The 13,257-nt window shown below is 41.2% G+C and carries 11 protein-coding genes; 2 read left to right on the top strand and 9 right to left on the bottom strand.

Translation table 11 applies throughout. The features are described 5' to 3' along the window. Positions 1-340 precede the first annotated feature (340 nt). The 7 genes from dltD to RV13_RS12765 all read right to left on the bottom strand — a co-directional run bounded on the left by dltD (position 341) and on the right by RV13_RS12765 (position 7,903). Positions 341-1,606, bottom strand: coding sequence for a D-alanyl-lipoteichoic acid biosynthesis protein DltD (dltD, locus tag RV13_RS12795; protein WP_060789069.1), 1,266 nt, complete (start codon positions 1,604-1,606; stop codon positions 341-343). Then, a complete protein-coding gene (dltC, locus tag RV13_RS12790) occupies positions 1,606-1,839 on the bottom strand; it encodes a D-alanine--poly(phosphoribitol) ligase subunit DltC (RefSeq protein WP_016250129.1) in 234 nt (77 codons plus the stop codon). The genes dltD and dltC overlap by 1 nt, the downstream gene beginning before the upstream one ends. 200 nt (positions 1,840-2,039) lie before the next feature. After that, positions 2,040-3,260 (bottom strand): D-alanyl-lipoteichoic acid biosynthesis protein DltB, encoded by a 1,221-nt coding sequence (gene dltB / locus RV13_RS12785; RefSeq protein ID WP_060789070.1) that lies wholly within the window; start codon positions 3,258-3,260, stop codon positions 2,040-2,042. Continuing rightward, the gene (dltA, locus tag RV13_RS12780) at positions 3,260-4,771 is read right to left on the bottom strand and encodes a D-alanine--poly(phosphoribitol) ligase subunit DltA (protein WP_060789071.1); all 1,512 of its coding nucleotides are present in this window, start codon (positions 4,769-4,771) and stop codon (positions 3,260-3,262) included. Before dltA ends, dltB begins: the two co-directional genes overlap by 1 nt. Positions 4,772-4,807: 36 nt before the next feature. After that, complete coding sequence (locus tag RV13_RS12775; protein WP_010745658.1) at positions 4,808-4,957, bottom strand: teichoic acid D-Ala incorporation-associated protein DltX; 150 nt, start codon at positions 4,955-4,957, stop codon at positions 4,808-4,810. Between the two features lie 176 nt (positions 4,958-5,133). After that, positions 5,134-7,146 (bottom strand): FtsX-like permease family protein, encoded by a 2,013-nt coding sequence (locus RV13_RS12770; RefSeq protein WP_060789072.1) that lies wholly within the window; start codon positions 7,144-7,146, stop codon positions 5,134-5,136. Then, positions 7,136-7,903 (bottom strand): ABC transporter ATP-binding protein, encoded by a 768-nt coding sequence (locus RV13_RS12765; protein WP_060789073.1) that lies wholly within the window; start codon positions 7,901-7,903, stop codon positions 7,136-7,138. Before RV13_RS12765 ends, RV13_RS12770 begins: the two co-directional genes overlap by 11 nt. Positions 7,904-8,290: 387 nt before the next feature. Here RV13_RS12765 and nrdD point away from each other — a divergent pair, with 387 nt between their 5' ends. Together nrdD and nrdG are read left to right on the top strand one after the other, a co-directional pair. After that, on the top strand, positions 8,291-10,480 hold the full coding sequence (gene nrdD / locus RV13_RS12760; protein ID WP_060789074.1) for an anaerobic ribonucleoside-triphosphate reductase: 2,190 nt from the start codon (positions 8,291-8,293) through the stop codon (positions 10,478-10,480). 84 nt (positions 10,481-10,564) lie between these two features. Continuing rightward, positions 10,565-11,167 (top strand): anaerobic ribonucleoside-triphosphate reductase activating protein, encoded by a 603-nt coding sequence (nrdG, locus tag RV13_RS12755; RefSeq protein ID WP_060789075.1) that lies wholly within the window; start codon positions 10,565-10,567, stop codon positions 11,165-11,167. Here nrdG and dinB read toward each other — a convergent pair. After that, positions 11,159-12,280 (bottom strand): DNA polymerase IV, encoded by a 1,122-nt coding sequence (gene dinB, locus RV13_RS12750; RefSeq protein ID WP_010745653.1) that lies wholly within the window; start codon positions 12,278-12,280, stop codon positions 11,159-11,161. The genes nrdG and dinB overlap by 9 nt on opposite strands. Positions 12,281-12,688: 408 nt before the next feature. Beyond that, positions 12,689-13,219: a hypothetical protein gene (locus RV13_RS12745; protein WP_010745652.1), complete on the bottom strand. Its 531-nt coding sequence runs from the start codon at positions 13,217-13,219 to the stop codon at positions 12,689-12,691. Positions 13,220-13,257 lie beyond the last annotated feature (38 nt).

Below are 13,257 nucleotides of genomic sequence, written 5' to 3'. Positions count from 1 at the left end.
CAATTTCGAAAAGCTGCACAGAAAGCGGCGTAATTGCCATGTTAACAAACAAAAAACGGAGTAGATTTCTCTACTCCGAAATAAGTCTAACTTTTTGGGGTCACTTCAAATAATATGGTATTTTTAAAGAATACGAATTATTTAAAATAACAATATCAAATAATAAAATCACTTTTTAAAAGCGATTATTATTTGTAAAAAAACAGCGTAAAACTATTTTCATCTCAATCATCCATTAATTTTTGTCTGTGAAATTCTTTTTTTCGCCCCAAAAAAATTTTTGGTAAGCTAAAAAAGACAGCATCAGGAACGAGTCGTTTTACCTGATGCTGTCTCATTTTTATTTTATTTCTGTTGGATTCATTTCTTGCCATTCTTTGCTTAAAAAATAAGGATTGTTGATTTTATAATTTTCAGCTTGCGATCTATGATCCTTTAAGAATGGCGCAATTTTCTTATCTGCTGCCAACCAGCCGTTCCATCCTAAGTGAATGGTGTCTTGCATGAAGTATGGCGTGTTTTCTTGTTCTGTATAGTCAGCGATATTATTGAAGCCCTGTGACGTCAATTGATACTTAATCTTGTCAGAGAACTGTTGCAGCATTTCTTTTGAAAGCCCCGTAAATTTCGCCCAGCGTCCATTGACGGGTGGAATAATAAAGAGCGCATCCGCATGTTCCTTGGCTAATTGATCCAAAGCTAGTTGGAAGTCAGAGAACTCTGGCGAGAATCGATAATCCCAATTTTTTTGTGAATCTGCTAAACGGTTCATATGTGGCTTGATTCGTTGGTGGTAGAAACGTTGCTGAATCCCAAATTCATTTCCTTGAGTCGCCCGTTCACCTAACTGATTAGCCAACGTATCCAGCTCATCTTGATTGTATTTTTTCGGTAATGCTTTAACGTTTTTATCAATCTCAGCCTGTTTGCTTAACATACCAATGGTACTGAACAGTTCATCTTCCCGCTCCAGCATGTTTAATTTTAACTTGCTGACAGCGATATCTGATTTGTCAGGCAGTTGTCCATCCATCACTGCATCCAGCATCCGTTCTAGCCGTTCATCTTTTTTTACTACACCGTAATGCGTTAACCGTTGTGCCAAATATTTATCACTTGCTTGTACTTTTTTCAAGTTTAGCAGCCAATTCAACGTTTGCTCGGGAGAATAATACGCATCAAAGTAATCACGTTTTATCCCATGTTTAACAAACCATTGAGGGGAAATGATAAAGACTACTTTCCGATCCTTTAAGTCCTTCCCGAGGGATTGCATCATCATGAATTGGGTGAGTGACTGGGTTCCTGGAGCTCCCATCAAGAATGGCGTATAGCCTCGATCATATTTTTCTGCTAAAACCGACGGATGAAACGGACTGATTCGGCTCAATTCGGAGGAACCAAAAAATGGGACGTATTTATCAGTACTCAGAGCCTCTTTTGTGATACTGTTTCCTCGCAAGACATTTCCCGCCATCGAACTTGAAGCAGCCTTGATCAGCTCCGGATCATTGCTGTTGATTTTAAAGGGGGAAAAAAACAAGAGAATCAATAACATTGCCGCTAAAAGAATCGGCCCAAAGATACCGAAGAGTTTCTTTTTCATTAAGCTTGTAGAACCTTCACTTGTTCAATGATTTTATTGGGTGTATTCCATTGAGCGCGGTCAAACTCTGAAACTGGAACCTGTACGCCTAATTGTCCTTCGATCTCAACCAATAATTGAACGGTTGCTAAAGAGTCCATCAATCCTTCTTCAAACAAATCCACATCGGGATTGTCTCTTACTTCGTCTGTTCCTGTAATATCTTCTAAAATGCTAAATAATGTGTCTTCCATGTTACTCGCTCCATTTCGTTTTTTTTAAGGAAATATAGTTTTTTCTATCGTTACTGTCCTTTATCATGTGGGCTAGCTCATTATAGTTGTCCGAATTTTTTCTAACGCAAAAATTCGAAACGTTTTCGTACGCATACCATCCGGCTAAACAGTTCATGCGATATCCTGCATTGAAACTATTCCGTCAGTTAGAGCTTTAGTTATCTGCTAAAAGCCGGACTGGCAAAAAATAATTTATCCAAGAAGCCTGAGAAGATTAAAAAGCTCAAGCAGACAGCGTTGAAGGTTAAGAAAATCGCCAACGCGTGGGTAAATTTATTGGATGGAATTTGTTTTTTGTGTTTCTTTTTAAAACGCAGCCACGCATCGGTTAAACAGATCAGGGTTGCGTGGTAAATGCCATAGACAATGTAATACCAAGTTAACCCGTGCCAGACACCCATAATCAAGAACAACGCGAAGTAGCCAACATTAGAAGCCACGATGCGACTCTTGAAGGTTTTCTTCTTGATCAAGGTGAACATTAACCGCATATAGATGTAATCACGGAACCAGAAGGACAAGGTCATGTGCCAACGATTCCAGAATTCCTTGATGTTCCAGGATAGGAATGGTTTATTAAAGTTCGGCGGTGTTTCATACCCCATCAGCTTGCTTGTACCGACGGCGAACAGACTATAGCCGGCAAAGTCAAAGAACAGATACATACTATAGACATACATATACCCGACTAAGCCCCATGAGATGCCGCCGTGATGCATCGCAATTCGATCAACAAGGGGCAGGAGCACTTGACCGAAATAATAACCGATCACGAATTTATATAAGAAACCGACAAAAATATCATGGACCCCCGCTCCTAGCAGATCCACATATTTTTCTGGTGCTGGCGGCTCGTTTAAGTCCTTTTCAAATCGACGATAGCGATCAATTGGACCAGATGAGATGGTTGGGAAGAACAGCAAGAACTTGATATAGTTCAACGGACTGTACTCCTTAATCATGCCATCGCGCATTTCCATGATGATCTGAACGGACTTGAATGTCAGATAAGAAATTCCTAAAAAGCCGAAAATCGATGCCTGTCCATCCATAAACGGCGTCACTTTGACCAAAATCAGCGGCAGGATACTTAAAAATACAGCGAAGTAAAAGACCCCCGCTTGATTCTTATTTTTTCGGTAATAGTTATAGCACCATACTAAAATACTTTGAAATATCACATAGCCGATCAACGCTAAGCCTTGGCGATAATCTTTTCCGCCGAAGGAAATGTATAGAAAGAACAACGTAATCAGTGATTGGTACCAGCTGATTCGCTTCCCCCGAATCAACAAACTTAGAATCAACGGCAGCAGTGCCACAATTAGAATAATGAAATAAATCGGTGACGCATAAGGCACCATGTGAGGAATCAGCATCAGCTATTCACCTCGTTCATCAGTCGTTTGCGGTCAATCTTGCCATTGGGTGTCAATGGCAGCTGATCCACATAGACAAATTTTTGTGGGATCATATAGTCCATGACCCCTTCTGCCAATTCTTCTTTGACTGCTTTCGTTAATTGATACGCTTTTTCAAAATCGTTTTCGTTCGCAACAATATAGGCAACTAATTGTTGAACTTTGTGTTCCTGATATTTTGGCACGACGGTCGCTTGCTTCACATAAGAGACTTTTTCTAAATGGTGATCAATGTCTTCCAACTCGATTCGAAACCCATGGAGCTTCACTTGGAAATCGATTCGTCCTTCATATAGAAGCAACCCATCTTTTTCTATACGACCAGCGTCTCCTGTACGGTAGGCGGGTACTCCGTCAATCTCAAAGAAAGCAGCAGCTGTTTTTTCTGGGTTGTTCATGTACCCTTTTGATACACTTGGACCTTTGATAATAATCTCGCCTGCTTCACCCTCTGCGGCTTCCTGATCCCCATCATAAATCAAGACTTCAGTATCTTTCTTGATATAGCCGATCGGTACACGATCGTATCGCGCTAAAACCTCAGCGGTCACTTCGATTTGAGTCATTGCGACAGTTGCTTCGGTTGGGCCGTATGTGTTAAAGATTTTCGCGTTTGGAAAACGTCGCAATAATTCCTCCGCTGTTTTACGAGGAAGCTCCTCCCCGCAGAATTGGAAGATTTTCAATGAAGGAACGTGCGCTCCATCAAAGGTTTTCTCCATCAAACAAATATCCATAAATGAAGGGGTAGATACCCAAACTTCCAGATCTAACTGAGGAAGAAAGCTGAATAATTTTTTGAAATCGTTGATTACAGCTTTTTCCATTGGAACCAACGTCCCTCCACTGCAAAGTGCAGGATAGACACTCATGACAGACAAATCAAATGAATAGGGTGCTTGGGATAAAAAGCGCATGCCGGGTTCAATGCCGAAATCCTTTAGGTCCCAATTCGTAAAGCTCAATAGATTTTTATGACTGATCTGAACGCCTTTTGGTACGCCCGTTGTTCCAGAGGTAAAAATAATGTAGAAGGTCTCCTTGTCTTCAACAGGTACCAACTCTTTTTTTTCGCGGGATGTTACGAATAGCTCCTGAAGTTCCTTTGGTGCAACAACTGGAATAGTCGCAGCAATTTCTTCCGGCCAAGGCTGTACACTCAAGATCATTGCTGGCTGTGCAACGTCTAAAATCAACTGAATCCGATCCAATGGTGTATTCGATTCAATTGGAATGTACGCATGACCGCTCTTAACAGCACCTAGAAAGCTAGCGATCATTTCAAATTCTAATTCACCAAATACAACAATCGGCGCTTTGTCCGTTAGTTGCTCATTCAAGTATTGCGCTAAGTTGTCTGACCATTGCCGCAATGTTTGATAGCTGTATTTTTCTGTTTCTGATTGGTAAGCGATCGCCTCTGGCTTCTCACTTGCCCATTTATCAATCGTTGTAATAATATTTTGCATGATATTCCCCCCGTTCAGTTCAAGAACGACTTATTATTAAAACTCGTTATAGATAAAATTACCGCCTTGGATGCTCTTGTAATGGTATAAGTAAACTAAAATCAAAAGGACCGCAAAGTAGAAAATCGTCTTTCCAATAAAACTTAACCAGTAACGAGCAGCGGGGCGTTTAAAAAATTCCTTCATCCAATCGCCCCCTCCTTTTTTCTTTTGAGCTAATTATAGAACCTTGAAAAAAATCTGCCATTTGTTCCTCTTACATATACCGCTTTCAAACGAACAGTTTTGTCACATGCTTAAAAATCCTTCTACGCAAAAAAAGGATATACCAAAGTAAATTGGTATACCCCGTTGCTTTACCGTTATAAAAGTTTTTTCTGATAGGCACAAGAAGCCCAATAAAACAGCGCATAGACTGCTAACATCAATCCACAGAATAAGTAAACGAACCAATAATCGGTATCTTTGGCTATGTGGGAAATCACCGAGATCGCCAGCATACTATGGACGAGGGCCAAAAAGGCTGGAGTGAAAAATACCACACGATTCTCTCGTTTGATTTCCTGATAGATCGTTTTGTCAGGAATACCCATTTGCCGCAATAGCTGATATTTTTTCCGTTTTTGTTTAAATTCTGAAAGTTGTCGTAAAGTTACCATACTTGCCGTTGATATGATGAACGTCGTCGTTACGAATGTTACTACGAATAAAACGAGCCCCATGCTGCTGCGAGTCGCTCGATACACCTCTTGGTAAGAAGTATATTCCGATCGATAAACGGTAGAGCCATCATTTTTCGCCCCTTCGCCTTCAATGATATCTCCTACCAATTGATGATTCCGCCAAGACAACTCATAGTGAATCGGAAAGCCCCAGTCGCCCTTCAGTTCTTTGTGAATCAGTCTTGCCAATTTTTCTTCTTCTTGCTTTTCTACATCAATGGCTTCGATCGTATAGGAAATCCCCGGTGTGCTATTAAAGACTTCATCAGAAACAACGATCAACCCCGTTCCGTAACGCAAATTCGCGTCTCCAAAAAAATTAGGATAGGTTCCCTGAACCGTCAATTTACGATCTTTTAAATAAATAAATCTACTGTAATGTGCGTATTCCGTTAAGTATCGCTGATAAGAGCTTAAAACGATGGTTGACGTAGGCGTGTTTAAATGAATATTGGGTAAGGTATGATTTATTTTTTGAAACGCTCGATAATCCGAAAGAGAGATCATATCCATTACTTCAGGCTGCGAGTTTGTTCCTTCCCCGGAAATTTCAACGCTTTGTTTCGCCGGAACAGCATTAAACGTTAAGGACTGTTTCTGATAATCTTCAAACCCCTGGAGTTTAGGTGCAATTTTCTTATAGCTTTCTTGCGTGATCATTAAGGAGGTGGGAGCGATCTCGTTTACAGAACGCATTTCTAACGAAACAATTGCCGCCATCCCACCCAGAATCGCTAGCGCCAATCCTAAAGCAACCGTGATCGAGCCTAAAAAGCGCCAATCACTAAACAAGCGCAATTGCCATTCACTGCGGGACAGCATTCCCAGATTCTTGAATAAGCGTTTTGGCCGATAAGAATTGTACCATCTCATAGTAAAGCCGAAGAACAAGTAGCTGCCGATAACACATAGTAAAAAAATAGTCCCCATCAATACAATGTTGCCTCGAATCAAGCCGAGATGGTCACTCGCTTTGCGCGCAAAGATAATATAGCTCAGAGCCATTCCCCAGCCGCCTAGTAAACACAATGCCCCTGTCACACCTAGGAGCTTTTGCCATAAGGGCACCTTCATCGCCTGTATCTTCCGCAAATCAAGCCTCTTTAAGTGAGTGAATTTGTAACCCGAGACTAGCCATAAAATTTGAAAAGAAACAACGGCTAAAATAAACAGTACAACTAACCCTGTCATCATAATCGCATCGGTAGAAAAAAAGAAATGCACTTGCAGCGGCAGATCCATCGCCTTTACTAGAATCATACTGAAAAGCTTCGATAGTAATACCCCAAAACTGATTCCAACGACAAAAGAAAAGATACCAATAAAAAAGATCTCTAAAATAAACCAGAGACAAATCTGATAATAGCTCAACCCATATAAATGGAAGATACTGATATCTTTGCGGCGGTTTTCAATAAAAAAGCGATTGGTACTCGCCATAAAAAAGAGCAGAATCAAGACAACCGCAAAACTCCCGAAGCCTAACATTCCAACAAGCTCAGTATTTTTCCCGGCACTTCGGATTAACGGCTGCTCGTAAGTCATCGCGGTAAAGGAATAAAACACCATGACCGCAAAGATCAAGCTGAAGAAAAAGACTAGGTAGTTTGATAGCTGTTTTTTAAAGCCGCGCCAAATAATTCTAATCAGCATTGGCCTTGCCACCCCCGCCGATCGTTGCCTGCATATCTATCACTTTCTCAAAAAAATCTTTTCGTGACGAACGGCGGACAATCTCAGCAAAAAAACGACCATCCTTGATAAACAGCACACGGTTGCAATAGCTCGCGGTGTAAGGATCATGTGTAACCATTAAGATCGTTGTTTCTTCATGAAGGTTCACATCGTCCAAATAGTTTAAAAATTCCGTCGCAGACTTCGAATCCAACGATCCGGTCGGCTCATCGGCAAACAAAACTAACGGTTTGCTGATTAATGCTCGAGCTGCGGCAGTTCGCTGCTGCTGCCCCACTGAAATTTCTTCTGGATAGCGCGTTAATATCTGTTCGATCCTTAATATTCCTGCCAATCGAAGCACCCGTTCTTCAATCTCGTTGTTCGAAAGTTTGCTGACTGTCAACGGTAAGATGATATTGTCCTTCACCGTCAAGCTGTCAATCAAATTAAAGTCTTGAAAAATGAACCCAAGCTTCTCCCGTCGAAAATCCGTCAATCGACTTTCCCGCATTTGAGTGATGTCTGCGCCAGCGATCTTAACGGATCCCATCGTCGGCAGTAAAATCGTTGAAAGGATATTCATCAAGGTGGTCTTGCCCGCACCGCTTGGCCCCATGATCCCGACAAACTCCCCCTTTTCCACCGTAAAATTCAAATCATTTAAGACAGTCACTTTATTATTTCGTGTGCCGTAGCTTTTGCTAAGGTGCTGCACGTTGATTATTTTTTCCATTCAATCCCTCCTATCTCGGGTTAGAAAAATAATTGATGCCCATTCTGCTTGCCAGACTGCTAAAAACTGGCAAATGCTCTCGATGAAATCTATTTGTAACATCAAATTTTTTTCTTTTATGGTATCATATTTGAGGTGAATTCCTATGTGAAACGACCTTCAATAACCTTACAATTTTTTCACTTTTTAGGAAAAATTATTTTCAGTTATTTTATTTTTCATAGAAGCTTGTCCTTATCAGCTTTCTTTTATCTTTCAGTAAACAAACACACTATATATGGTGTGTTTTTCTTTTTTGGCAAAAAAATAATACTATATATCGTTGCAACGGCATCAAAAATACTATATGATTGATAATGAACTTTAAAGGAAATGGAGTTGTTTATAATGATGGAAATCCACACAAAAGATTCGTTGCTCAACGAATATCAACCGTCGCTAAAAAATATAAAGGTCGTAAAACGTGATGGTCGTCACACAGCATTTGATGACCAAAAAATTTACGATGCCTTAATCAAAGCTGAAACTAAAATCAAAGGATCTGTCGACCCATTGGCTCATGAACGCATTCAGTCAATTGTTGAACGAGTGGATGCTGAAATTTCTGAACGTTTTACTAGCGATATCAAAATTTATGAAATCCAGAACATTGTGGAGCATACATTATTAGAACACAACGAGTATGAATTAGCAGAGGAATATATCAACTATCGTACACGCCGTGACTTCCAACGTAGCAAGGCGACCGATATCAACTTTACAATCGGAAAACTGATCAATAAGGATCAAACGGTTGTCAATGAGAATGCGAATAAAGATAGTGATGTTTTTAACACACAACGCGATTTAACTGCTGGGATTGTTGGCAAATCCATCGGGTTAAAAATGCTGCCGCCTCATGTAGCGAACGCTCATCAAAAAGGCGACATTCATTATCATGATTTAGACTACCATCCATACACACCGATGACGAACTGCTGTTTGATTGACTTCAAAGGCATGTTGAATAACGGCTTCAAAATCGGGAATGCGGAAGTAGAAAGTCCTAAATCCATTCAAACAGCTACCGCTCAAATTTCTCAAATCATCGCCAACGTGGCTTCAAGCCAATACGGCGGCTGTTCAGCGGACCGTACTGACGAGCTATTAGCTCCTTTTGCGCGCCTAAATTATGCTAAACACTTAAAAGATGCCGAGGAATGGATCGATGATCCAGAAAAACAAAAGGCTTTCGCCAAACAAAAAACACGTAAAGACATTTACGATGCGATGCAAAGTTTGGAATACGAAATCAATACCTTGTTCACTTCTAATGGACAAACCCCTTTCACTTCTTTAGGCTTCGGTCTTGGAACTGATTGGTTTGAACGTGAGATCCAAAAAGCAATCCTGCAGATCCGTATCGAAGGCCTAGGCAGTGAAAAACGGACAGCGATCTTCCCTAAATTGATCTTTACTTTACGTCGCGGGACAAACTTAGAACCAAATGATCCAAACTACGACATTAAAGAATTGGCGCTAGAATGTGCTACCAAACGGATGTATCCAGACATCTTGAACTACGATAAATTGATCGAATTAACTGGCAGCTTTAAGGTACCAATGGGCTGTCGCTCATTCCTACAAGGCTGGAAAAATGAACAAGGCGAAGAAGTTAACGCCGGACGGATGAATCTTGGTGTGGTGACCTTGAACTTACCAAGAATCGCTTTAGAATCTGGCGGCAACAAAGAAAAATTCTGGTCGTTACTGGAAGAACGTCTGCAAATTGCCAAAGATGCGTTAGTTTTCCGAATCGATCGCTGTAAAGAAGCGACCCCGGCAAACGCACCGATCCTTTATCAATATGGCGCTTTCGGCAAACGGTTGAAACGCACAGATGCCGTAAATGAATTATTCAAAAATAAACGGGCAACTATTTCTTTAGGTTACATTGGCCTTTATGAGGTCGCTAGCGTCTTTTACGGCGGCGAATGGGAAGAGAACCCAGAAGCAAAAGACTTCACGTTAGACATCATGAAAGACTTAAAAGAACATGCGGATGCTTGGGGCAATGAATACGGCTATCACTTCAGCGTATATTCAACACCTAGCGAGAGCTTAACCGACCGCTTCTGCCGTTTAGATACAGAACGTTTCGGTATTGTGGAGAACATTACAGATAAGGATTACTATACCAATAGTTTCCATTATGATGTTCGTAAAAATCCAACACCATTTGAAAAATTGGACTTTGAAAAGGATTATCCTAAATATTGTTCAGGCGGCTTCATTCACTACTGTGAATACCCTGTTCTGCAGCAAAATCCAAAATCATTGGAAGCTGTTTGGGATTATGGCTATGACCGCATCGCTTATCTAGGAACCAATACACCGATCGATCACTGCTACGAATGTGGCTTCGAAGGCGACTTCAAACCAACAAAACGTGGATTTGAATGCCCACAATGTGGCAATCATGATCCAAAATCATGTGATGTAGTCAAACGAACTTGCGGTTACTTAGGCAACCCACAAGCACGTCCAATGGTACATGGACGTCACGAAGAAATCGCTTCTCGTGTAAAACACATGTAATAATAAAAGAACCAATGAACAGAACTATTTATGACAGGGACGGCGCTCTTTGCCGCTCCCTGTTTTACTTGAAAGGTGAAAAATATGCGTAATCCTAAACCAAAAGAGTGGTTGGCCAGCGAATTAAGTCAACAATACATCGCCGATTACAAGCCCTTCAACTTTGTTGATGGTGAAGGCGTCCGCAACAGTCTTTATGTTAGCGGCTGTCCCTTTGCTTGCGAAGGCTGCTTTAATGCTGCCTCCCAAAATTTTCACTACGGCAAACCCTTCACACAAGAAATAGAAGATCAGCTGATTGCCGATACTGCTCATGATTATGTTCAAGGAGTGACCTTTTTAGGCGGCGAGCCCTTCCTAAATACACAAGTCTGTTTAAAAGTGATTCATCGTCTACGCAGTGAATTTGGTGATACAAAGGATATTTGGTCCTGGAGTGGGTATACTTTTGAAGAACTGCTGCTGGATAGCGAAGACAAGCTTGAAATGTTGAGTAAGATTGATATTCTTGTTGATGGCCGTTTTGAGCTTTCAAAGAAAAACTTGATGCTGCAATTCCGCGGCAGCTCAAATCAGCGCATCATTGATGTTAAAAAATCATTGGCAAAAGGCGAAGTGGTCATCTGGGAAAAGCTTCATGATTCAGAAAAAGCCTTTGAACAAATCAAAAAAAGCGATCTAATTTGATCGCTCTTCCCACAATGGCAATACAATATTTTCATAGGCGACGGGATCTAGATTGGTCAGGGTAATACCGACTAATCGGATCCCTTTTTCTACGCCGCCGATCTCCTCCCAAATCAAGCTTGCTTGAGAAAACAACTCTTCTTTCTTTTCTATGTAGTAAGGCAAAGTAACCCGGCGCGTCACCGTCGTGTAATCCGCATAACGAATCTTAACGACGACCGTTTTCCCATGACGCTGGACTCGTTTTAGCGATCCTTCCACCTTCTCTGCCAGCTGTCTTAATTGACTTAACACTTCGTCCTCTGTTGATAAGGGACGGCCATAGGTATGCTCCTTGCCAACAGATTTTCGCTCACGAGTGATGCTCACTGGCGAATCATGGATGCCTCGCACTTTTCGATATAGAGAATAGCCCATCTTCCCGAATTCTTGAATTAGGAACATTTCACTCTTCTCGTACAAATCCGCGCCCGTAAAAATACCAAGTTCATTCATTTTTGGCACTGTCTTCTTACCTACCCCATGAAACTTTTCAATCGGCAAACGTTTCAGAAAAACGACGGCCTCTTCTGGTGATATCACCGTCATTCCCTTCGGCTTTTGATAATCAGAAGCTAGCTTGGCCAAAAATTTATTGTAGCTGACGCCAGCAGAACAGGTCAGCTGCAGCTCTTGCCAAATATCCTGCTGAATCATGCGGGCAATTTTGATGGCAGAACGCGCATCAATCTTATTTTCTGTCACATCAAGATAGGCTTCATCTATCGAAACAGGTTCGATAATATCCGTATAGCGATGAAAAATTTCTCGTACCTGCTTTGAAACTGCACTGTATTTTGCGTGATCCCCCGGCTTAAAAATCGCCTGCGGACATAATTCATACGCTTTTTGCGCACTCATGGCCGAATGGATACCATAGACCCGCGCCTTGTAATTCGCTGTCGTCACGACCCCTTTGCCGCCGGTATCGGAAGGATGGCGAGCAATCACCAACGGATGCTTCGCCAATTCAGGATCATCCCGTTCCTCCACGGAGGCAAAAAAGGCATCCATATCAATATGAATTATTTTCCTTGATGTATCATTTTTTAATGGAAACACCAACTCAGCCAACCGATTCCCCTCCCTTCAGCGAATCATTCTAGTTCTATTATAAACGAACGTTTGTTCACAGACAATTAATCCTGTTGAACATAAGAGGAAATTAAGCAGAGGTTTAATTTATAATGAATAATTTTCGTACACATCCGATTTTTCTAATCACGCAAGTAAGAAGTAGGTCTGGCAGCTAGCTCCTTTAAAGGCATTCATTTTTCTTGGGAAAAATGAGTTCTATCTTCACTGCGCATACGATTCCACTAATCGTACTAAAAGTACGAAGTGGAACTCGCAGCTACCTCAATTATATGGATGAATTTTTTCTGAAGTAAAAAATTCTTCGCATTTTCATACGCATACCATTTTACGAATCTGCTAAAGCAGGAAGTAAAACTGGCAAAAAAAATAGACAGTGGCGACTGTCTATCGTTCGATCAGATTTACTTTGCGAATCATCAACTTGTCGGCAGAACCCCGTTGGAATTCTTGCGGCTCGCCAAAAATTTCAGCATAGATAACTTTGTTATGTTCGCGACGACGTAGTTGGTAGATAATTTTTCCTGTATCTTCCAACTCTTTCATCATTTCTGTTACCCCACCAAAACCGGTTTTCTTGGTGATAAAGCCGGTCGCTACCATGCGTTCATCTAAGTAACGAGCAGAGATCACTGAGCCCTTAGCCAACGTTGTTCGTAAGGCTGTTGCCAGCTCTTCTAATTCCTCTGGAACAGGAAGCTCTCGCTCTACTGGTTGGTATAAAGTATCACGCAAAGTATTCAATTCTTCCACTAATGCTTCATACTGCTCTTTGGTCAGCATCACACCAGCAATTTTTTCACGATTAAAAATGTAAACACCCGTCTCTGCTTTACGAGCCTGAGCAAAAACGTCCATTGGTGATTTTTTTACTTCTGTAATCGAAGATGTCGGAACATCTAGTTTTCGTAACCCCATTCTGCTCTCCTCCAATTAAATAGTTTCTCAAAAGAAAG

Source organism: Enterococcus raffinosus (genome assembly GCF_001886185.1).
In the GTDB taxonomy this organism is placed as follows: Bacteria; Bacillota; Bacilli; order Lactobacillales; family Enterococcaceae; genus Enterococcus_A; species Enterococcus_A raffinosus.
This window is presented reverse-complemented; position numbering and strand designations above follow the sequence as displayed.